The 21,538-nt window shown below is 71.7% G+C and carries 20 protein-coding genes; 13 read left to right on the top strand and 7 right to left on the bottom strand.

The window, feature by feature from the left end:
- Nucleotides 1-3 precede the first annotated feature (3 nt).
- The 6 genes from EQG70_RS09755 to EQG70_RS09730 all read left to right on the top strand — a co-directional run bounded on the left by EQG70_RS09755 (nt 4) and on the right by EQG70_RS09730 (nt 7,320).
- Nucleotides 4-372 (top strand): hypothetical protein, encoded by a 369-nt coding sequence (locus EQG70_RS09755; protein WP_017833515.1) that lies wholly within the window; start codon nt 4-6, stop codon nt 370-372.
- Complete coding sequence (tatA, locus tag EQG70_RS09750) at nt 365-673, top strand: Sec-independent protein translocase subunit TatA (RefSeq protein WP_017833516.1); 309 nt, start codon at nt 365-367, stop codon at nt 671-673. Before EQG70_RS09755 ends, tatA begins: the two co-directional genes overlap by 8 nt.
- Nucleotides 674-805: 132 nt before the next feature.
- On the top strand, nt 806-1,699 hold the full coding sequence (gene tatC, locus EQG70_RS09745) for a twin-arginine translocase subunit TatC (RefSeq protein ID WP_052132708.1): 894 nt from the start codon (nt 806-808) through the stop codon (nt 1,697-1,699).
- Nucleotides 1,700-1,770: 71 nt separating this feature from the next.
- Nucleotides 1,771-4,608 carry a DEAD/DEAH box helicase gene (locus EQG70_RS09740; RefSeq protein WP_109269376.1) on the top strand — a complete coding sequence of 946 codons (2,838 nt, stop codon included), beginning with the start codon at nt 1,771-1,773 and terminating at the stop codon, nt 4,606-4,608.
- A gap of 89 nt (nt 4,609-4,697) precedes the next feature.
- The gene (locus EQG70_RS09735) at nt 4,698-6,386 is read left to right on the top strand and encodes an amidohydrolase (protein WP_109244334.1); all 1,689 of its coding nucleotides are present in this window, start codon (nt 4,698-4,700) and stop codon (nt 6,384-6,386) included.
- 196 nt (nt 6,387-6,582) lie between these two features.
- A complete protein-coding gene (locus tag EQG70_RS09730) occupies nt 6,583-7,320 on the top strand; it encodes a polyprenol monophosphomannose synthase (RefSeq protein WP_109269377.1) in 738 nt (245 codons plus the stop codon).
- An 84-nt stretch (nt 7,321-7,404) separates the two neighbouring features.
- On the opposite strand, the gene EQG70_RS09725 is transcribed toward EQG70_RS09730, so the two are convergent.
- The 3 genes from EQG70_RS09725 to EQG70_RS09715 all read right to left on the bottom strand — a co-directional run bounded on the left by EQG70_RS09725 (nt 7,405) and on the right by EQG70_RS09715 (nt 9,551).
- Nucleotides 7,405-7,740, bottom strand: a complete 336-nt coding sequence (locus tag EQG70_RS09725) for an RNA polymerase-binding protein RbpA (protein WP_031283042.1) — start codon at nt 7,738-7,740, stop codon at nt 7,405-7,407.
- Nucleotides 7,741-7,879: 139 nt separating this feature from the next.
- A complete protein-coding gene (locus EQG70_RS09720; protein WP_035930382.1) occupies nt 7,880-8,995 on the bottom strand; it encodes an SPFH domain-containing protein in 1,116 nt (371 codons plus the stop codon).
- A gap of 64 nt (nt 8,996-9,059) precedes the next feature.
- Entirely contained in the window at nt 9,060-9,551 is a 492-nt protein-coding gene (locus tag EQG70_RS09715; protein ID WP_109269378.1) for an NfeD family protein, read from the bottom strand.
- Nucleotides 9,552-9,814: 263 nt separating this feature from the next.
- Between EQG70_RS09715 and EQG70_RS09710 the strand changes: the two genes are divergently transcribed.
- Nucleotides 9,815-10,189, top strand: a complete 375-nt coding sequence (locus EQG70_RS09710) for a hypothetical protein (RefSeq protein WP_109269379.1) — start codon at nt 9,815-9,817, stop codon at nt 10,187-10,189.
- Between the two features lie 10 nt (nt 10,190-10,199).
- Here EQG70_RS09710 and EQG70_RS09705 read toward each other — a convergent pair whose 3' ends face one another.
- The gene (locus tag EQG70_RS09705; RefSeq protein ID WP_244296540.1) at nt 10,200-11,621 is read right to left on the bottom strand and encodes an alanine racemase; all 1,422 of its coding nucleotides are present in this window, start codon (nt 11,619-11,621) and stop codon (nt 10,200-10,202) included.
- Between the two features lie 949 nt (nt 11,622-12,570).
- On the opposite strand from EQG70_RS09705, the gene EQG70_RS09700 reads away from it, so the two are divergent.
- Nucleotides 12,571-12,987, top strand: coding sequence for a DUF3054 domain-containing protein (locus EQG70_RS09700; RefSeq protein ID WP_109269381.1), 417 nt, complete (start codon nt 12,571-12,573; stop codon nt 12,985-12,987).
- Between the two features lie 50 nt (nt 12,988-13,037).
- Nucleotides 13,038-13,316, top strand: a complete 279-nt coding sequence (locus EQG70_RS09695) for an Lrp/AsnC family transcriptional regulator (RefSeq protein WP_017833527.1) — start codon at nt 13,038-13,040, stop codon at nt 13,314-13,316.
- A gap of 133 nt (nt 13,317-13,449) precedes the next feature.
- On the opposite strand, the gene trpD is transcribed toward EQG70_RS09695, so the two are convergent.
- The gene (gene trpD / locus EQG70_RS09690; RefSeq protein WP_109269382.1) at nt 13,450-14,508 is read right to left on the bottom strand and encodes an anthranilate phosphoribosyltransferase; all 1,059 of its coding nucleotides are present in this window, start codon (nt 14,506-14,508) and stop codon (nt 13,450-13,452) included.
- A gap of 249 nt (nt 14,509-14,757) precedes the next feature.
- Here trpD and ctaE point away from each other — a divergent pair, with 249 nt between their 5' ends.
- The 4 genes from ctaE to qcrB all read left to right on the top strand — a co-directional run bounded on the left by ctaE (nt 14,758) and on the right by qcrB (nt 19,076).
- Complete coding sequence (gene ctaE, locus EQG70_RS09685; RefSeq protein WP_109269383.1) at nt 14,758-15,396, top strand: aa3-type cytochrome oxidase subunit III; 639 nt, start codon at nt 14,758-14,760, stop codon at nt 15,394-15,396.
- Nucleotides 15,397-15,455: 59 nt separating this feature from the next.
- Entirely contained in the window at nt 15,456-16,247 is a 792-nt protein-coding gene (gene qcrC, locus EQG70_RS09680; RefSeq protein WP_017833530.1) for a cytochrome bc1 complex diheme cytochrome c subunit, read from the top strand.
- Between the two features lie 73 nt (nt 16,248-16,320).
- The gene (gene qcrA, locus EQG70_RS09675) at nt 16,321-17,415 is read left to right on the top strand and encodes a cytochrome bc1 complex Rieske iron-sulfur subunit (protein WP_242630432.1); all 1,095 of its coding nucleotides are present in this window, start codon (nt 16,321-16,323) and stop codon (nt 17,413-17,415) included.
- Complete coding sequence (qcrB, locus tag EQG70_RS09670; protein WP_017833532.1) at nt 17,415-19,076, top strand: cytochrome bc1 complex cytochrome b subunit; 1,662 nt, start codon at nt 17,415-17,417, stop codon at nt 19,074-19,076. The genes qcrA and qcrB overlap by 1 nt, the downstream gene beginning before the upstream one ends.
- A 513-nt stretch (nt 19,077-19,589) precedes the next feature.
- Here the strand turns inward: qcrB and istB are convergent.
- Entirely contained in the window at nt 19,590-20,375 is a 786-nt protein-coding gene (gene istB, locus EQG70_RS09665; RefSeq protein ID WP_017834561.1) for an IS21-like element helper ATPase IstB, read from the bottom strand.
- Nucleotides 20,375-21,358 carry a Mu transposase domain-containing protein gene (locus EQG70_RS09660; protein WP_208746194.1) on the bottom strand — a complete coding sequence of 328 codons (984 nt, stop codon included), beginning with the start codon at nt 21,356-21,358 and terminating at the stop codon, nt 20,375-20,377. Before EQG70_RS09660 ends, istB begins: the two co-directional genes overlap by 1 nt.
- Nucleotides 21,359-21,538: the final 180 nt, after the last annotated feature.

The raw sequence follows: 21,538 nt of genomic DNA, 5'->3' as shown, positions 1-21,538 counted from the left end.
GGCATGCTCTGGTGGTCCTGGGTCCTGCTGTGGACGGTCCTCGTCCTGCTCGGCGCGGCGTTCCTCGGACTGATGCTGTGGCGGCTGGTGAAGACCTTCTTCGTCCTGCTCCGGGACACCGAGACGGTGGCCGGGGAGTTCGCCCAGCGGTGGGACGACGCGGCCGCCGGGGTGCAGCGCCCTGTCCGGGCCGCCCCGGACCCGGCCCTGTTCACACCGGTGGGGCAAGCCGTGGCCGACTACCGGGTCGGCCGTGACCAACGAGAAACCGCCCGTCTGAGACGCCGCATCGAGCGCAAGGACCGGATGGGCCAGCCGCAGCGGATCAGCGACCTCCGCCGGGCTGAACGGAAAGGAATGTTCCATGGGTAGGCTCTTCGACAGCCCCTTCATGATCCTGATCATCCTGCTGGTGATCCTGCTGCTGTTCGGCGCGCCCAAGCTCCCGGGCATGGCCCGCAGCCTCGGCCAGTCGCTGCGCATCTTCAAGTCCGAGGTCAAGGAGATGAAGAAGGACGACCAGCCGGACGGCTCGGACGTGGTCATCGACGGCAAGGCCGTGGCGCCCGGCCGGGACGGCAGCACCGACCGTGACCCCGGTGCCACCGGCACCGCCTCCGGCACGGACACCCCGCGCGACCCCGAGCAGCACCCCGGCCGCCCTCCGGCCTGACCCCTCGCCCCCTCTCCCGGCGTCCGCCGCCGCCCCGATCCGCCGCACCGGCCGGTCCGCGCCCCCGCCCGGGGAGCGGGCCGCCCGACCGGCCCCGCCGCCCCGGGCGGGCCCCGAGTCCCGAAGGTCCCCATGTCCTCGCAGTCCCCCCGCGGTCCGAAGAAGCGCCGGACCGCGCGCAAGGCCAATCCGCAGGCGCAGATGGCCCTGGCCGAGCACCTGCGGGAGCTGCGCAACCGGCTGATCAAGTCCGCGGTCGCCACCGTGGTGGGCATGGTCGGCGGGTTCTTCCTGTACATCCCGTTCATGGCCTACATCACGGAGCCCCTGCAGCGGCTGGCCTCCGCGGAGGGCAGCGAGGCCTCCATCAACTACTCCGCGGTGGGCTCGTCCTTCAACATCATGGTGGAGGTCTCCCTGGTGCTCGGCCTGGTCCTGGCCAGCCCCGTGTGGCTCTACCAGCTCTGGGCGTTCGTGACCCCGGCCCTGCACCGGACCGAACGGCGCTACGCGGTCGGCTTCCTGGCCGCGGCCGTCCCGCTCTTCCTGAGCGGGATCGCGGTCGCCGTACTCACCCTGCCCACCGCCGTCTACGCCCTCACCGCGTTCACCCCGGCGGGCGGGACCAACTTCATCTCCGCGGACGTGTACCTGCGGTTCTTCCTCCAGCTGATCCTGACCTTCGGCGTCGCCTTCGTGCTGCCCGTGTTCCTGGTGGGCCTGAACATGCTGGGCGTGCTCTCCGGGCGCACGGTGCTCAAGAGCTGGCGGATCGTCGTGGTCCTCGTGATGGTGGTCTCCGCGATGGCCGCCCCGGGCCCCGACCCGATGACCATGTTCTACCTCGCCGTGCCGCTGCTCACGCTCTTCTTCGTGGCCGTCGGGCTGTGCCTGCTCCTCGACCGCCGGCGGGCCCGGAAGGAGGCCCGCCTCGCGGCGGGCACGGGGGCGTCGGCCGACGTCGCGACCCCCGCCGACGAGCTCGGCCGCCTCGGCCACGACCCCGAGGGCGGGTTCCGCACCTGACCCGCTCGGCCCGTCGCGAACGGGCCCCCGGTGGACCCGGCCACGTCCGGGTCGAGCAGTAGGCTGGACGCATGTCCTCCTACGCCGACCGATACCTGGCCGCCAAGCAGCGGGCCGCCCACGCGAGGACCGAGCTCGCCGTGTTCCAGCACCGGCTCGAGTTCGAGATGGACGACTTCCAGACGACCGCCTGCGGGGCCCTCGAGGAGGGCCGCGGGGTGCTCGTCGCCGCGCCGACCGGCGCCGGCAAGACCGTAGTGGGGGAGTTCGCCGTCCACCTGGCCCTGTCCCGCGGGCAGAAGGCCTTCTACACCACGCCCATCAAGGCGCTCAGCAACCAGAAGTTCCACGAGTTCTCCCGGGCCTTCGGCGCCGAGCGGGTCGGCCTGCTCACCGGCGACACCTCGGTGAACTCCGAGGCGGACGTGGTGGTGATGACCACCGAGGTCCTGCGCAACATGCTGTACGCGGACTCGCCCACCCTGCTGAACCTGGGCTTCGTGATCATGGACGAGGTGCACTACCTCGCCGACCGCTTCCGGGGCGCCGTGTGGGAGGAGGTCATCATCCACCTGCCGGACAGCGTCCAGCTGGTCTCCCTGTCCGCGACCGTCTCCAACGCCGAGGAGTTCGGGGCCTGGCTGGACACGGTGCGCGGCGACACGGACGTGGTGGTCTCCGAGCACCGGCCCGTGCCGCTGTGGCAGCACGTCCAGGTGGGCGGGCGGCTGCTCGACCTGTTCCTGGACGACACCACGGTGGAGGAGGCCGCCGAGCGGCTCGAGGGCCCCGGCAGCGACGAGCCCGACGTCAACCCCGAGCTGCTCCAGCTCGCCCGCGCCGAGCACCCCCGCGGGGGCCGCCGGGGCGGCCGCGGGCCCGGGGGACGCTCCCGGGACCGGTTCTCCCGCCGCAACGGCGGCGAGGGCTTCCGGCCCAGCCCCGAGACGCGCCGGGTGTCCCGCCCGCAGCTGATCCGCCGCCTCGACGCCGAGGGCCTGCTGCCCGTCATCACCTTCATCTTCTCCCGGGTCGGGTGCGACGCCGCCGTGCAGCAGTGCGTCGCCGCGGACATCCGGCTGACCGGCGAGAAGGAGCAGCAGACCATCCGCGCCCGGGTGGCCGAGACCGCCGCCTCGCTCGAGGCCGCGGACCTCAACGTCCTCGGCTTCTACGAGTGGCGCGACGGCCTGCTGCGCGGCGTGGCCGCCCACCACGCGGGGATGCTGCCGGCGTTCAAGGAGCTCGTGGAGGAGCTGTTCGCCGAGGGGCTCGTCAAGGCCGTCTTCGCCACGGAGACCCTGGCCCTGGGCATCAACATGCCGGCCCGCTCCGTGGTGCTCGAGAAGCTCGACAAGTTCAACGGCGAGTCCCGGGTGGACATCACGCCGGGGGAGTACACCCAGCTCACCGGGCGCGCGGGGCGCCGGCGGATCGACGTCGAGGGCCACGCCGTGGTGCTGTGGCAGCCCGGGATGGACCCGCACGCAGTCGCCGGTCTCGCCTCCAAGCGCACCTACCCGCTGAACTCGAGCTTCCGGCCCACCTACAACATGTCCGTGAACCTGGTGGCCCAGTTCGGCGCCCACCGCTCCCGCAAGATCCTCGAGTCCTCCTTCGCCCAGTTCCAGGCGGACCGCTCCGTGGTGGGCCTGGCGCGCCGGGTCCGCTCCCAGGAGGAGTCCCTCAAGGGCTACGAGGAGGCCATGACCTGCCACCTCGGGGACTTCTCCGAGTACGCCGCCCTGCGCCGCGAGCTCAAGGACCTGGAGCGTGCCGAGGAGAAGGCCGGCTCCCGGCAGCGGCGCTCGGACGCCGTCGCGTCCCTGCACGACCTGCTGCCCGGGGACGTCGTGGAGATCCCGCGGGGGCGCAACGCCGGCTACGCCGTGATCCTGTCCACCGACCCCAACCGGGACGACCCCCGCCCCTCCATCCTCACCCTCGACCACCAGCTGCGCCGGGTGGGGGCCCAGGACCTGGACGGGCCGCTCGAGCCGGTCTCGCGGATCCGGATCCCCAAGCAGTTCACGGGCCGGACGCCCAAGGAGCGGCGCGACCTCGCCTCGTCCGTGCGCAACGCCCTGCACGAGCACCGGCCCCCGCGCGGCGGCGGCCGCGGGCACACCATCCAGTTCGACCGCGGCACCAGCGCCGCCGAGCGGCGCATCACGGAGGTCCGCAAGGCCCTGCGCGGCCACCCCTGCCACGGCTGCTCGGACCGCGAGAGCCACGCCCGCTGGGCCGAGCGCTGGTGGGCGCTGCGCCGGGACACCGACGGGTTGCTGCGCCAGATCGAGAGCCGCACCAACACGATCGCCAAGACCTTCGACCGCGTCTCCGAGGTGCTGGGCTCCTTCGGCTACCTGGAGACCCTCCCGGACGGGGAGGTCCGGCCGACCCGCGCCGGCGAGCAGCTGCGGCGGATCTACGGGGACCGGGACCTGCTCCTCGCCCTGAGCCTGCGCGACGGCTTCCTCGACGACCTCGACCCCGCCGCCACCGCGGGGCTCGTGACCCTGCTCGTCTACCAGGCCAAGCGCGAGGAGCAGGGGATCCAGCCGGTCCTGCCGACCGCCGCCATGGACCGGGCCGCACAGACCGTGGTGCGCAACTGGTCCCTGCTCACCGACCGCGAGCAGGAGCACCACCTCCCGGCCACCGCGGAGCCGGAGTTCGGGCTCGTGGAGGCCATGCACCTCTGGGCGCGCGGGGCGACCCTGAGCGCGGCCCTGTCCGGCACGGAGCTCGCCGCCGGCGACTTCGTGCGCTGGGCCAAGCAGGTGATCGACATGCTCGACCAGCTCGCCAAGATCGATCTCCTCGACGCCGGCACGCGCGCCCAGTGCCAGCGCGCGATCGCGCTGGTGCGCCGCGGCGTGGTGGCCCACTCCGCGTTCGAGGACTGAGCCGCGCCCTCCCGCCCCGCGCCGCCCCGTCCACCGGCACGACCGCCCCGCACGACCCCCGCGCACCACCGCCCCCGAACAGGAGACCCGTGAGCACCACCGTCCCCGCCCGTCCCGTCCTCTACCGCAACGGCTCCGTCTACAGCCCCGCGGACCCGTTCGCCACAGCCCTGCTGGTCGACGGCACCCGCGTGGCCTGGGTCGGCTCCGAGGAGGCGGCGCAGTCCCTGCAGGACTCCTCCATGGACGTGGTCGACCTCGACGGGCGGCTGCTGGCCCCGGGGTTCGTGGACTCCCACGTGCACGTGACCGAGACCGCCCTGGCGCTGTCCACCCTGGACCTCACGGCGGCCGGATCCCTGCACGAGGTGCTCGACGCCGTGGCCGGCGCCGCCCGCACGAGCACGGGCCCGGTCCTGGGCTCCGGCTGGGACGAGTCCGTGTGGCCGGAGCGCCGGGCGCCGACGGCGGAGGAGCTCGACCGGGCCGCCGGCGGGCGCGAGGTCTACCTGACCCGCATCGACGTCCACTCCGGGGTGGTGTCCTCGTCCCTGGCCCGGCGGCTGGGCCTGGCCGGGACCGACGGGTGGCTCGGCGACGGCCGCGTGGAGAACCTGGCCCACGACCGGGTGCGCGCGGCGGCCCTCGACTTCGACGCCGGGCGCCGCGCCGAGCTGCACCGGCTCGCCCTGCGGCACGCCGCGGCCCAGGGCTACGTGGCCCTCGTCGAGGCCAACGCCGAGCAGGTCGCCCCCTTCGAGGACCTCGTGCGGCTGACGGCCCTCGCCAACCACGGGGTCGGCGCCGAGGGCGCCACTCCTCGCGTGCTGCCCTACCGGGGGGAGCTCGTGGCCACGGCCCAGGAGGCGCTGGCGGTGGCGGAGCGGTTCGACACCGCCCTGGCGGACCTGCTCGGACGCCCCGTGGAGCGGCGGGAGTCGCTCGTGGGGCTCGCCGGGGACCTGTGCGTCGACGGCGCCCTGGGCTCCCGCACCGCCGCGCTGCGCGCCCCCTACGCCGACGCCCCCGGCGACCTGGGGGACCGCTACCTGGACGCCGCGGCCGTGGCCGCCCACCTCGCCGCGACCACGGAGGCCGGTCTGCAGGGCGGCTTCCACGTCATCGGGGACGCCGGGATGGACATCGTCCTCGACGGCCTCGACCGCGCCGAGGCGCTCGTGGGGGAGCGGGCCCTGCACAGCGCCGGCCACCGCCTGGAGCACGCCGAGATGATCGACCCGGAGGGCATCGAGCGGCTCGCCCACCACGCCGTGACCGTGTCCGTGCAACCGGGCTTCGACGCCGCCTGGGGCGGACCGGGCGGGCTCTACGAGCAGCGCCTCGGGGCCGACCGGGCGGCCGCGATGAACCCGATGGCCTCCTTCTACCGCGCCGGGGTCCCGGTGGCCCTCGGCAGCGACGCCCCCGTGGTGCCGCTGTCCCCGTGGGAGACCGTCCGCGCCTGCCTCCAGCACCACGACCCGGAGCAGCGGATCTCCGCGCGGGCCGCGTTCCTCGCCTCCACCCGGGGCGCGTGGCGGGCCGCCCGGCACCCCGACCCCATGCAGGGCCAGCTCGCGCCCGGCACCCCGGCCACGTTCGCCGTCTGGGACGTCGAGGCCCTCATGGTGCAGCAGGCCGAGGGGACCGGCTCCGCCTGGAGCACCGACCCGCGCGCCCGCACCCCCCTGCTCCCGGCGCTCGACGGCGCGTCCCTGCCCGTGTGCCGCCAGACCGTGCTCGACGGCGTCGAGCTGTACCGCTCCGCCGGGTTCTGAGCCGCGGGGCGTCCGGCCACCCCGCGGCGTTCGGATCTTGGTCGCAGGCGCGGGGCAGGTTAGGCTGGACAACTGCTGCCGGGTGGGCTCGCTCGTCCTTAGAAAACAGGCCGGCATCCCCTCAGGGCCGGACTGGTCCGAAGACGAGGGAGCCTGCCCTGTGGTGCGGCAGGCAGACCTCGAAAGGAACCACCCGGTGCGCGTACTGACCGTCATCCCCACCTACAACGAACACGAGTCCCTCCCGACCGTGATGGACCGGCTCCGCCAGGCCGTCCCGGACGGGCACGTGCTGGTGGTGGACGACAACAGCCCGGACGGGACCGGCCGTCTCGCCGACGAGATGGCCGCCGCGGACGAGAACATCCACGTCCTGCACCGCACCAGCAAGGAGGGCCTCGGCGCCGCGTACATCGCCGGCTTCCGCTGGGGCCTGGCCCGGGACTACGACGTCCTGGTCGAGATGGACGCCGACTGCTCCCACCAGCCCGAGCAGCTCCCGCTGCTGCTGGACGCCGTGGGGCGCGGCGCCGACCTGGCCATCGGCTCCCGCTATGTCCCCGGCGGGCGCACCGTGAACTGGCCCCTGCAGCGCCAGCTGCTCTCGCGCGGCGGCAACCTCTACGCCCGGACGCTCCTGGGCTCCCGGATCCACGACATCACCGCCGGCTACCGCGCCTTCCGCCGCGAGACCCTCGAGCGGATCGGTCTCGAGACCGTCGACTCCAAGGGCTACTGCTTCCAGATCGATCTCGGCTGGCGCACCGAGCGGGCCGGCCTGAGCGTCGTCGAAGTGCCGATCACCTTCGTGGAGCGCGCCGAGGGCGAGTCCAAGATGAGCCCGGACGTGACCCGGGAGGCCGTCGTGCGCGTGGCCCAGTGGGGGCTCACCGCCCGCGCCAGGACCCTGGCGGGCAAGCTCACCCGCCGCTGAGCCTCTGACCGGCGCGCTGCCCGGCACATGCGGAGGGCCCCACCCGAACCGGGTGGGGCCCTCCGCATGTGCCGGGCGACAGGATCAGATCGCGTGCTTCTCCCGGTAGAACTCGACGCGCTGGGCCAGGATCTCCTCGAGCTCGTCCGTGCTGCGCCGCTCCAGGAGCATGTCCCAGTGCGTGCGCTGGTGCTTCTCGTTGGGGTTCACCGGCTTCTCGCCGTTGACGATGATCGCTTCCTTGCCGGTCTTCGACACCCACACCGGCGGGATCTCGGCCTCCGCCGCGAAGGTGACGGTGACCTTCTCGCCGTCCGCGGTGCGGTACTCGACGCGCTGGCGCGGGGCCGGCTCGACACCGGCCTCGGTCTCCATGGACTGGGAGCCCAGACGCATTCCCCTGAGGCTGCGGTCGCTCATTGTGGTGGTTCCTCCATAACTGACGGTGGCCACGGCAGTGGCGCACGCTCGGGCTGACGGCGGGTCGCACGGACCCGGGATCCGCTGGGTGCAACGCACGGGCTCCCGGGGTTGTTCCCCGGGGCCCGGGTCCGCCGCGTCAGCGGGCGGCCGGGCCGTCCTGCGGCGGCATCGGGTCGTCGAGGCGCACGGGGGCCTCCGGGTCGATGGTCGAGGGCCGGGGGATGGTGAACTCGTCCGGGTCGACGGTGGTGCGCTCCAGGTTGGGCTGCAGGTCCTCCTCCGTCACCCGGACGGCGTCCGGCTTCACGAGGGGCTCGTCCGCGGACTCGGGCTCCGGCATCTCGTCCCCGTCCGACCAGGTCCGGTCCGGGCCGTCCTCGTCCGGCCTGGAGAGGAAGTCGCCCACGCCCCGCAGGGCGTCGCCGAGCTCGGCGGGGATCATCCACACCTTGTTGGCGCTGCCCTCGGCGACCTTGGGCAGGGTCTGGATGTACTGGTAGGCCAGCAGCTTCTGGGTCGGCCGGGCCCGGTGGATCGAGTCGAAGACCTTCCGGATGGCCTGGGCCTCACCGTCCGCGCGCAGGATCGCGGCCTTCGCCTCGCCCTCCGCGGACAGGATGGCCGCCTGCCGCTGGCCCTCGGCCATGAGGATCCGCGACTGCTTGTCGCCCTCGGCCGTGAGGATCACCGCGCGGCGCTCCCGCTCGGCGCGCATCTGCTTCTCCATCGAGTCCTGGATGGACGGCGGGGGAGTGATCTCCTTGATGTCCACCCGCGACACCCGGATGCCCCAGCGCCCCGTGGTGGAGTCCAGGACCCCGCGCAGCTCGGCGTTGATCTTGTCGCGGGAGGTCAGCGCCTCCTCGAGGTTCAGACCGCCCACCACGTTGCGCAGGGTCGCCGACGTCAGCTGGTCGGCGGCCTGGATGTAGTCGACGATCTCGTAGGTGGCGGCACGCGGATCCATGACCTGGAAGTAGACGACCGTGTCGATGCCGACCACCAGGTTGTCCTCCGTGATCACGGACTGCGCCGGGAAGGACTGGACCTGCTCGCGCAGGTCGATGAGGGGCAGGAGACGGTCCACGAACGGGATGAGGAAGTGCAGACCGGGGGTGAGGGTGCTCTGGTACTTGCCGAGTCGCTCGACGATCCCGGCCCGGGCCTGCGGGATGATCCGCACCGACCTCAGCAGGATGATGAAGACCAGGACGACCAGGATGGCGAGCAGGACGATGACGGCTAGGTCCACGGGTGCCTCTCTCGGTGGTGCCGCTCCGGGCGGCGTTCCCGCCGGGCCGGTGCGGTCTTGGGGGTCAGAAGGACGGGCGCGGCGCCGGCCCGCCGTCGGCGGCCGGCGCGGGGTACGGGGCCACGAGGACGGTGGCGCCCTCGATGTCGTGGACGAAGACGTCGGTGCCGGGGGGCAGCTGCTCGCCGGTGACCGAGCGGGCGCTCCAGGTGTCGCCCTCCCGGCGCACCAGCCCGCTGCGGCCGGTCACGGGGTCCAGGACCTGGCACGGGAGGCCGATGAGCCGGGCGGCGTTGGACGCGGTCCCGGGCGTGGACCGGTTGAGGCGGCGCAGGGCCACCGGCCGCACCGCGAAGATGAGCAGCACCGAGGCGAGGGCGAACGTCACCACCTGGAGCACGAAGTTGTCCGTCACCCAGCTCACCCCGAACGCCAGCAGCGCGGCGGCGGACATCATCAGGAAGAGGAAGTCCAGGGTGAGCATCTCGACGGCGGCCAGAGCGATCACGATGATCAGCCACAGGACCCACGAGTTCTCGACCAGCCACTCCCACATGTCCGTCCCCGGCCTTCCGAATCCGCGTCCGCGAGGGCACCCTCGCCTTGAGCCCATTCTGCCCCACGGGCCTGACAGGACGCTGGAGCGGCGTGGCGGCAGGGCCGTGGCCGGCGTCCCCGGAATAGGCGCTGTTCCGGGGGCGTTGGGATCTCTACCGTGGTCGCACCGGACTCTCCCGGGACCGCGGGACGCCACCGTCCGTCGGTCCGGCCCGGTGCCGGTCCGCCCCACAGACCCCGGCACGCGGGAGGAGGAGATCCATGAAACTCATCACCTCGTTGGCGGTCTCCGCCGCCGGCGCCTGGCTCGCCGGGACGGCGACCGCCGTGGTCGGCCTCTCCGCGCTGCAGTCCCGGCTGCCCGCCCTGATCGCGCGGGGCGTTCCCGCCGAGCCCGACTTCGAGCCCGCGTTCGTCCTGCTCGGCACGGGCCGCTGCGCGCCCGGCGACGACCGGGCGGAGGTGCTGCGGGCCCGGCTCGAGGAGTCCTGCGGCCGGCCCGTCGTCTACGTGGACCTCACCGTCGCACCGGAGGCCTCCGCGCGCCGGGCCGCCCGCGCCCGGGAGCTGGCCCGGGACTTCCACGCCGACCTCGTGCTGGACCACGACGTCGAGGACCCGGCCGGTCGGTCCTGAACGGCGCCGGTCACCCGCCGGTGGTCGTCACCGGCAGCGGCGCGGTGGCGTCGAGCAGGTGGAAGGCCTCCGCGCTGAAGTCGATGGCCACCTCGTCCCCGGCGGCCGCCTCCGGCACCTCGGACAGGTCGAGGGTCAGGACCGTGCCGTGGTCGAGCAGCACCGGGACCTGCTTGCCGCCGACCGTGTAGGTCAGCTCGTTCTCCCGGGACGGGATGTGGTTGACGAGACCCACCTTCTTGGGCTCGGTGGTCGGCTCGGTGCACCCGTAGTCGATGCACCAGCCCGCGGGGAGCGTCTTGACCTGGCTCAGCTCCGTGGTCCAGGAGTAGAGGGTCGTCTCCGGCGGGCTGCTGGCGAAGAACATGCCGCCGACCCGCAGCAGGTCGTAGTAGAGGGAGTCGATCTCCTGGTCCAGCACGTCGCTGGCCCCCGCGTGGATCAGGGCGTCCTGCCCGAGGCCGGCGTCCCGGATCGCGGCCACCGCTCCGTCGAAGCGGTTCTTCTGGGCCACCGTGGTGTTGGCCGTGTCGTTGCGCTCGATGGCGTCCTTGTCCTCCGCCGTGACGGTGGAGAAGTGCGTGGCGATGCCGGCGAGCTCCAGGTGCGGGGCGTCCTCGACGGCTCGGGCCAGGGGGAGCGCCTCCTCGGGCACGACGCCCTCGCGCCCCATCCCCGTGTCGACCCACAGGTGGACCTTCAGCGTCCCTCCCGTGGTGGACAGCACCTGTTCCGCCGCCTCGACCCAGGCGGGGTCCGTGGCGGCGACCTCCACGTCGTAGTGCATCAGCAGCGGGATGTCCTCGATCTGGGCGACGTAGAGCACCGCGATCTTCGCCTCGACGCCGGCCTCGCGCAGGGCGATGGCGTCGTCGAGCTTCGGCACGAAGATGTAGTCGACCTCGGCGGCGTCCTCGATGACCTTGCCGAACACGTCCACGGGCTCGCCGTTCTTGAGCACGGCGCCGAGCTGGACGTTCGACGGGAAGTCGGCCCGGATCGCCTCGGCGTTGCTGCGCACGGTCTCCGTGTTCACCGTGAGGAGGGGGACGTCCTGCGTGCCCTGCGTCGTGTAGGTGTAGGCGGTCTTCTCCCCGACGTCGCTCCCGCCGGACGCGAAGGAGACCTCCACCGTGCCCGGGGTCCCGCGGGCCGGGGCCACGCAGGCGTGGCGCGCGGAGCGGTCGTCGAACTCGCACTCGACCTCCGTCTCGCCGAAGCGGACGGTGACCGGGCCGTCGGTGCCCCCGCCGGTGTCCGCCAGGACCAGGTTCCCGCCCTGCAGGCCGCCGTGCGAGGGGGAGAGGGCGACCGATCCGGAGGCGGTCGCGGGGGGCGCGTCCGAGCCGTCGTCCTGTCCGCAGCCGGCCAGGGCCAGCACCGACAGGGCCAGCACGGAGGTCACCAGCCGGCGCCCCCGGCCGTCCGTCACGATCACAGTGTTCCGTCGTCCCACGGATGTCCTCCCCTTGAACCAAGAATTTGCCGACGCGAATTCAGGTCGGCCACGGCGAGCGTATCGGCGGCCGGCCCCCGAGGCCGGGTCGACGGGGGAATCCCCCCACAAGTGGCCACAAAAGGAGGGCCGGGCGGCGCAACACGAGGACATCGGCTTGCTGACGGCGTCGACAGGGGAGAGGCGCCGGTCTGTTCGGAGCGGGACGGCCGGTCCGCCGTGTCGTAACGGTGCTGCGAGCATCGGCGCGACGACGACGAGCGCGGGCTCGGTGCCAGTGTCCTGTCGGACGACTGTCAGGACGGGCGCGACCGAGCCCAGCACGAGCCCGGCGGCGGAGAGGCCCACGGCCCACCGTTCCGTCGTCGTCCGGGATCTCACGGCGGGTCGCTCCTGCCGGCCCCGGAGCCGCGCGATGAATCCGCGCTGCAGGACGGGGTCGTGTCGTCACGGCAGAGCCGAGCGTCCGGAGCTCACCGGAACAGCCGGAACGACGGCGTGCGCGGACACGGATGCTGAGCGCTGCCCCCCGGACAGCCTGCTCCGCAAAGCGCCGATAATCTGCATTATGTAAAGTAGCGTGGAGCGAAGGCTCCCCTCCGGCCCGTTCCACCCGCTATGTACCACTCCCGAGCATCCCCTGTCGCACACACCTCCGCCGCTCGTCGCACCGACCGCTCCACCGGGACGCCGCGCCGCACCGCACGAGGATGTGGTACTCCTCAGCCACCCCGCCGTCCCGCATTCCGTCACGAGTCCGGCACCCGAGGCGGCCCGGCGGCCCTCCCTGGCCTCCGGGCCCGGACCATCGACCCCTGGTGGAAGGTTGAGACTTTTTTCGCCCGCAGCCCTCAACTCTCAAGGTGCACCTGAGGCTTCGGGAGTCCCGGATCGCGACCAGCGGACGCCGCACTAGACTGCCAGCATGCACACGTCCGCCCCCCTCACCGCCCGCCCCGAGGAACGCACCACGCACCCCGACCCCTGGGCCGCGGCGCTGACCGTGGACGTGCTGCTCGTCCTGCTGTTCGCCGGCCTGGGCCGCAGCACCCACGCCCTGGACGCGGCCGGCCTCCTGATCACGGCGTGGCCGTTCCTGGCCGGGCTCCTGCTGGGCTGGATCGGGTGGCGGGTGCACCGCGCCCCGTTCGCCGTCTGGCCGCGGGGCGTCGCGCTGTGGTCGACGACCGTGGCCGTGGGCATGGCTCTGCGCCTGCTCGTCGGCGAGGGCGCGGCACCGAGCTTCGTCCTCGTCACGCTCGCAGTGCTCGGCGTCTTCCTGCTGGGCCCCCGCGCCCTGGTCTCGGGGCTGCGCGCGGCCCGCTCCCGCCGCCCGCGCTGACCCCTCCGTCCCGCCGGTCCTGCCGGCCCCGCTCCCGCGAAAGGTGCTCCATGCTCACCGCCATCGTCCTCATCAAGACCTCCGCCGACCGGATCCCCGAGGTCGCCGAGCAGATCTCGGACATCCCCGGGATCAGCGAGGTGTACTCCGTGACCGGCGACTGGGACCTCATCGCCATGGTGCGCGTGCACCGGCACGAGGACCTCGCGGACGTCATCGCCGACCGGCTCTCCAAGGTCGAGGGCGTCGTGGGCACGAACACCAACATCGCGTTCCGGACCTACAGCAAGCACGACCTGGAGGCGGCCTTCTCGCTCGGCATCGACTGACGGCCACCCGCCGTCCGGCCTCGTGCCACCCGGCCGGAGCCCGCGCGGCGGTCGGGCGCACGGACAGCAGGAGGCCGGCGGGGGAACGCCCCGCCGGCCTCCGTCGTCGTCGGCCCTCCGCCGGCGCGGCGCCTCAGCGTGCGGTGTGGGCGATCCAGCGGTCCAGGACGGCGCGGGCCGCGCCGCTGTCCACCGACTCCTCCGCGCGCCGCACCGCCGCGGCCATCCGGTCCTGGAAGGACCCCTCGGCACCGGTGTCGAAGGCCACGAGGCCGGCGGCGGAGTTGAGCAGCACGGCGTTGCGCACGTGCCCCTTCTCCCCCGCCAGGACCCGCTCGACCACGCCCGCGTTGTACCGGGCGTCCTGGCCCCGGAGGTCCTCGATCGTGGCCCGGGGCATGCCGAGGTCGAGCGGCTCGAGGTCGTGGTGGTCGACCCGCCCGTCCCGGACCTCCCAGACCTCGGAGGGCGCCGTCACGGTGAGCTCGTCGAGGCCGTCGCCGCCCCGGAAGACGAGGGCCCGGTCGCCGCGGGCCGCGAAAACGCCCGCGATCAGCGGCGCCAGCGAGCGGTCGGCCACACCGACGGCCGAGGCCTCGACCCGCGCCGGGTTCGTGATCGGCCCCAGGAAGTTGAAGGCGGTGGCCACGCGCAGCTGCGCCCGGGCCGCCGCGGCGAAGCGCATCGACGGGTGGAAGGTCTGGGCGAAGAGGAACGTGATGCCCACGTGCCGGGCCGCGGACTCCACCATCTCGACCGGCAGGTCCAGCCGCACCCCGAGCGCCTCCAGGACGTCGGCGGAGCCGGACTTCGAGGACGACGCGCGGTTGCCGTGCTTGACGACCTTCGCCCCGGCGCCCGCGCACACGAGGGCGGACATCGTGGAGATGTTGACGCTGGAGAGCCGGTCGCCGCCGGTCCCGACGATGTCCAGGGCCGGGCCGGGGATGTCGACCGGCCGGGCGTTGCCCACCATGGCGTCGGCCAGCCCGGTCAGCTCCTCGACCGTCTCCCCCTTCGCCCGCAGGGCCACGAGGAAACCGGCGATGACGACGTCGGACACCTCGCCCGACATGATCGTGTCCATGGCCCAGTAGGCCTGGTCACGGGTCAGATCGGTGCCGGAGATCAGGGCGGTGATCAGGTCCGGCCACTCGAAGTGCGGTGCGGTCGTCGGTGTCGTCGTGTTCACGTCCCCGATCGTATCGCCCGCCGCCGGACCGGCCCGAACAGGCTCCCGGGCGTGGGATGTCCCTCGCCGAGGACTTGTGACACGGATCACATCAGGGTCCCGGAGGCCCCCGGATCCCCGGCCTCCCGCGCCCGGACGCGCGGGGAGACGGCGCGCCTCGTCAGCGGGGGCCCTCGGCGCCCGGACACGCGAACCGCCCGACCCCGCCCCTGGTTGGTCCACCGGGAGTTTTGGCGACATAATGTCTCTGTGACGACTGCAACCCATACCCCAGCCAAGCCGGTAGGCGGGTCGATCAACCGACCCAACCTCACCTCAGTGGGCACCATCGTGTGGCTCGCCTCCGAGGTCATGTTCTTCGCCGGCCTCTTTGCCATGTACTTCACCCTGCGCTCCACCGCACCGGAGCTCTGGGCCGAGGAGTCCGCCAAGCTCAACGTCCCGCTGGCCCTCGCCAACACCATCGTCCTGGTGCTCAGCTCGGTGACCTGCCAGTTCGGCGTCTTCGCGGCCGAGCGCCTCCAGCCCCGCCGGGCCGGCGGCCTGTTCGACGTCCGCCGGTGGGGCATGGTCGAGTGGTTCGCCCTGACCTTCCTCATGGGCGCGATCTTCGTGGCGGTGCAGTCCTTCGAGTACGCCGAGCTGGTCGCCCACGGCATCAGCATCCCGGCCAACTCCTACGGCTCCGCCTTCTACATCACCACGGGCTTCCACGCCCTGCACGTGACGGGCGGTCTCATCGCGTTCCTGTTCATCATGGGGCGTGCCTTCATCGCCAAGCGCTTCGGGCACTTCGAGGCCACCTCGGCGATCGTCGTGTCCTACTACTGGCACTTCGTGGACGTCGTCTGGATCGTGCTGTTCCTCGTGGTCTACTTCCTCCGGTAGGCCGCGCCGTCCGGAGGACGCACCAAGCAAACCAACACCGAGTTAAAGGAACGTTTGACGTGAAGGCACTTTCGCAGCAGCGACGCCACCCTCTGGCCGTCCTGGTCCTGATGGTCCTGGCCCTGCTCCTCAGCGGTGGGCTCTACGCAGTCGCCACCACCACCAACGAGGCCAAGGCCCAGACCGAGTCCTACACCGCGCAGGACATCGAGGAGGGCGAGAAGCTGTTCGTCGCGAACTGCTCCACCTGCCACGGCCTCGACGGCGCCGGGACCCCCTCCGGCCCGTCGCTCGTCGGCGTCGGTGCGGCCGCCGTCGACTTCCAGGTCGGCACCGGCCGCATGCCCATGCAGGCCAACGGTCCCCAGGCCGAGCAGAAGGCGGTCCAGTTCAACGACGAGCAGGTCCGTCAGTTCGCCGCCTACGTGGCGACCCTCGGCGCCGGCCCGGGCATCCCCGAGGAGCAGTACCTGGACGTCTCCCAGGGCAACGCCGCCAACGGTGCGAAGGTGTTCCTCGCGAACTGCGCCATGTGCCACAACGCCGCCGGTGCCGGCGGTGCGCTGACCCGCGGCAAGTACGCCCCCTCGGTGATGGACGTCGAGGAGAAGCACATCTACGAGGCCATGCAGACCGGCCCGCAGAACATGCCGGTGTTCAACGACGCGAACATCACCCCCGAGGAGAAGCGGGACGTCATCACCTACCTGAAGACCCTCGAGGACAACCCCAACCCCGGCGGCTTCGGGCTCGGCGCCCTCGGCCCGGTGTCGGAGGGCCTGTTCGTCTGGACCATCGGGCTCGCCGTCATCATCGGGTTCACCGTCTGGCTCACCTCGCGCTCCGCCTGACGGGCCGTGCCGGCAGCGGATGTCGGACCCCGAAGCTACGATCAACTGCACCAAGAGAAGAATGAGGGACCACATGGGAAGCCACAGTGACGGCACTCCCCACCAGTCGGGAACCGTTGCCACCACGGGCACCACGGCAATGGAGCGTTTCCCCGACCCCGGACTGCCCCCGCACCGCCCGCGCCTGACGGACATCGACTCCACGGCCGCCAAGCGCGCCGAACGGCAGGTCGTCCTGCTGTTCCTGATCTCGATCATCGGATCGATCCTGTTCTTCGTCGGGTACTTCGGCGTCCGCGTCGACGGACCCATCTACGACGTCACGAACACCGCGCCCACGCAGGCCCTCCAGCTGCAGAACCTGCTGCTCGGCCTCGGCGTCGCCCTGGGCATGTTCGGCATCGGTCTCGGCGTGGTCCACTGGGCCCGCACGCTCATGCCGGACCACGAGCTGGTCGAGAACCGGCACGCGGTGCGCACGGAGGAGCAGCGCGCCGAGGCGCAGAGCATCCTGACCACGATCTACGACGAGTCCGGGATCAAGCGCCGGCCGCTGCTGCGCAACACCCTCATCGGCGCGGCCGTGCTCGCTCCCCTGCCGTTCGTCGGCATGCTGCGGGACCTCGGCCCGACCGATCTGGACGTCCTCAAGGAGACCATCTGGGACGAGGGTATCCGTCTGGTGCGCGATCCCTCCGGCACGCCCATCAAGGCCTCGGACGTCACCCTCGGCTCCACGTTCCACGTGGTCCCCGAGAACCTGAGCGCCATCGGGCACAACGAGGGCTATCTCGACGAGAAGGCCAAGGCCGTGGTGCTGCTCATGCGCCTCGACCCGGACACCGTCAACGTCTCGCCCGAGCGGGCCGACTGGAACGTCGACGGCATCTTCGCCTACTCGAAGGTCTGCACCCACGTCGGCTGCCCGGTCGCGCTCTACGAGCAGCAGACCCACCACCTGCTGTGCCCGTGCCACCAGTCCACGTTCGACCTCACGAACGAGTGTGAGGTCATCTTCGGGCCGGCTGCCCGGCCCCTTCCCCAGCTGCCGATCACTGTGGACGACGAGGGCTACCTCGTGGCCCGCAGCGACTTCCAGGAGCCGGTCGGTCCGACCTACTCGCAGCGCGGTACCCATGTCGAGGAGATGCAGGGTGAGGCGAACTGATGTCCACGTCCACTGATTACGAGTACAAGCCCCAGACGGGCACCGGCCGGATCGCGAACTTCGTCGACACCCGTGTCGGCATGTCACCGATCGTCAAGGAGTTCGGCCGGAAGATCTTCCCGGACCACTGGTCCTTCATGTTCGGGGAGGTGGCGCTGTACACCTTCGTCATCCTGCTGCTCTCCGGCACGTTCCTGGCCCTGTGGTTCGAGCCGTCGATGGCGGCCCTGGAGTACGAGGGCTCCTACGTCCCGATGCAGGGCGTCGAGATGTCCGCGGCCTACGCCTCCTCGCTCGACATCTCGTTCGACATCCGCGGCGGTCTCTTCCTGCGCCAGATCCACCACTGGTCCGCGCTGGTCTTCGCCGCCGCCGTGTCCGTGCACATGCTGCGCGTGTTCTTCACGGGGGCCTTCCGCCGCCCGCGCGAGCTCAACTGGCTCGTCGGCGTCGCGCTCTTCCTGCTCGCGATCGTGGCCGGCTTCACCGGCTACTCGCTCCCCGACGACGTGCTCTCCGGCAACGGGCTGCGCATCGCCGACGCGATCCTGAAGGCACTCCCCATCGTGGGCGCCTACCTGTCGATGTTCCTGTTCGGCGGCGAGTTCCCCGGCCACGACATCATCGCGCGCCTCTACATCCTCCACGTGCTCGTGATCCCGGCGATCATCCTGATGCTGATCGTCGTCCACCTGTTCATGGTCGTGGTGCACAAGCACACCCAGTTCCCCGGCCCGGGCCGCACCGAGAACAACGTCGTCGGCTTCCCCGTGGGACCGATCTACGCGGCGAAGGCCGGTGGGTTCTTCTTCATCGTGTTCGGCATCATGGCCCTGATGGCGGGCACCACCACCATCAACGCGATCTGGAACTACGGTCCGTACGATCCCTCCCCGGTGCAGGCCGGTTCCCAGCCCGACTGGTACATGGGCTTCACCGACGGCGCCGTGCGCCTCATGCCCGGCACCTGGCCGTTCAACTGGGAGTGGACGTTCTGGGGCATGTCGATCCCGATGAACGTGCTGCTGCCGATGGCGCCGCTCGCGGTGCTCTTCGGGCTCATGGCCGCGTGGCCCTGGATCGAGCGCTGGGTCACGAAGGACGACCGGGAGCACCACATCCTCGACCGTCCCCGGAACGCTCCGTTCCGGACCGCCATGGGCGCCGCCGGCGTGACGTTCTACACGATCATGCTCATCGCGGCCAGCGGCGACCTCATCGCCACGCACTTCAACCTGGCCGTCAACGACGTCCTGTACTGGCTGCGCGCCCTGTACTTCCTGGGCCCGATCCTGGCCTTCATGATCACCCGCCGGATCTGCCTGGCGTTGCAGCGCAAGGACCGGGAGATCGTCCTCCACGGCCGGGAGACCGGACGGGTGCAGCAGCTCCCCCACGGTGAGTTCATCGAGGTGCACGAGCCCCTCGACGAGTACAAGCGGTACCGTCTGGTCAACATGCCCGACTACCAGGTCGAGCCGGCCCAGCCGAACGCCAAGGGCAAGATCACGGCCACGGAGAAGACGCGCGAGCGGATCAGCCGCTTCTTCTTCGAGGACCGTGTCGCCCCCGTCACCCCCGCCGAGCTCGAGGCGGCGCACCACCACCACGAGGCCGACGCCCTCACCACGGGTTCCCAGGACCGGGAGCTCGTGCGCTGAGCCGGCAGCACGCCTGACAGGGCCCCGAGAGGATCACTCCTCTCGGGGCCCTGTCGCATCTGTGGATCCGTCGTCGGCGCTCGGACACAGCTGAGACATGACCGCATGACTCCTCCGACGGCCCTCAGCGCCGTTCTGTCGGGACAGGACCTGCGAACCGCATTCTCCCGGGTCTGCTGCCCCGGAGGCCCGCAGGACCGCGTCCACGCCCTCCTGGCGGGACGCTGCGGCCGCAAGCGACCGGTACCAGCCCGGGACCGTCGGAGCCCGCCCTCGGACCGGCACCGGTCGATGCACCGGGCCGGGCGTGGAGATGCGCGATGGCCACCGCGCGGTCGTTGAGAGCCCGTGCCGGGGCGGCCCGGACGACCGGGGGCGGTTGTCGCCGCCGTGCTCGCCGGCGTCTGTCAACGACGGTCGAAAAGTGAGCAGTAGCGACGGTCGAAAAGTGAGCAGTAGCGACGGCCCAAAAGTGAGCAGTAGCGACGGCCCAAAAGTGAGCAGTGGATGTCGCTAGTTGGCTTGGTGGGTGGTGCTGGGCAGGGAGTCGGTGCCCAGGGTCTTGAGCCGGTAGCTGGCGCCTTTGAGGGTGTGGACCTCGGTGTGGTGGACGATGCGGTCGATCATGGCCGCGGCGATGGTGACGTCGCCGAAGACCTCGCCCCAGCGGGCGAAAGGCAAGTTGCTGGTGAGGATCAGCGAGGCCTTCTCGTAGCGGGTCGAGACGAGCTGGAAGAACAGGTTCGCGGCCTCTTGCTCGAAGGGCAGGTAGCCGACCTCGTCGATGATGATCAGCCGGTACCGGCCCAGCTTGCGCAGCTCTGCGTCCAGGCGCCCGGTGTCGTGGGCGCCCTTGAGCCGGTGGATCCAGTCCACGGCGGTGGCGTAGAGCACCCGGTGGCCCTGCTGGCAGGCGGTGATGCCCAGGGCCGTGGCCAGGTGGGTCTTGCCCGTGCCCGGGGGCCCGAGCAGCACGATGTTGCCGGCCTCGGCCAGGTACCGGCCCGAGGCCATCGCGGCGTAGTCGGTGTGGGTGATCGCCGTCTGGGCAGTGAAGTCGAAGTCCTCGGCGGTCTTGATCGCGGGGAACCCTGCGGCAGTGATCCGCAGCCGGGCCCCGGAGGCATTGCGGGCGCCGACCTCGCGCTCGAGCACGGCGGCCAGGTACTCCTCGTAGGACCAGTGCCCCGCACGGGCAGTGTCGGCGATCCGGGCGGCGGCCTCACGGATCCTCGGCGCCTTCAGCGAGGTCGTGAGGTAGTCCAGGGTCTTGGTCGTCTCAGCGGGTGTGGTGGCCATCAGGCGACCTCGATCCCGAACGCGCGGTCGTAGTCGGCCAGATCCCGCACCAGCGGATCCGGCTCGGCAACCGGGTGGGGGTGTTGTTGGTAGGCCCGGCGCAGCACCGCAGCGGTAGCCACGTGCGCCGGGTCGGTGACCGTGGTCGCTGACGCCCAGCAGCGCGCGTGCTCGGCCACGACCCGGCCCTGGTGACGCACGAGCACCCGATCCAGGTCGGCGGTGACCTCGACCATGGCCCCGATCACGGTCGGGTCCACGGAGTAGTCGTTGCCGGCGACCCGCACGTAGTAGTCCCGACCCAGCCGCACCCACCAGCGGTGCCCGATCGCCGGGGCGACCGGCGGCACAGGGAGCATCGCGGCCCGATCAGCGGCGATCAGCTCCGCCGGCCGGGCGGCGATGGCCCGCACCCGCCGGGTGTTGGCACCCACCAGCCACTGGCGCAGTTGGGCGTTGAAGTCGGCCGGGGAAGCGAAACTGCGTCCGGGCAGGAACGAGGTCTCGAGATAGCCGTTGGCCCTCTCCACGATGCCCTTGGACTCCGGGTCGTAGGGCTTGAGCTGCACCAGGGTTGCCGCCATCGTGCCCATGAACGCGGCCACCCCCTCGGCCGGGCGGCCCCCGCGACCGATGCCGGACTCGTTGTCCCAGACCCACCGCCGCGGCACGCCCTGGATCTGCTCGACCACCAGGTGCCACATCCCGGCCAGCAGATCACCGGTGGTGCGCGAGGGAATCATCACCGCGGTGACGAACCGCGAGGAGGAACAGACCATCACCAGCACCGGCGGTGATCCCTGCTGAGCGTCACCCAGCGGGATCCGTGCCGGCGGGAACCACAGATCGCACTGGACCTGGTCCCCCGGCCGGTAGGACAACCGGTCCGCCGGATCGGGCGGGGCGTACTCGCTGCGGATGGCTCGGAGATTGTCCCGGAACCAGGTGATGGACCCCGACCACCCCACCCGCTCGGCCAGCACCGTGGCCGGTGCTAGCGGACATGCCAATCTCCCTGTAGGCGGACACGTACCTCCCTGCTGACGGACAGCTGATCTCCCTGTTCTCAGCCCCGGGGCCAGGCTCGTGTCGGTCCCCATGCAGACGTCCCTCCGGGGGTTCGCTCGAGGTCTCTGACCACCTTGAGCCATCACCCGCCGGAG

It is taken from the genome of Kocuria rosea (genome assembly GCF_006094695.1).
GTDB lineage: Bacteria > Actinomycetota > Actinomycetes > Actinomycetales > Micrococcaceae > Kocuria > Kocuria rosea.
This window is presented reverse-complemented; position numbering and strand designations above follow the sequence as displayed.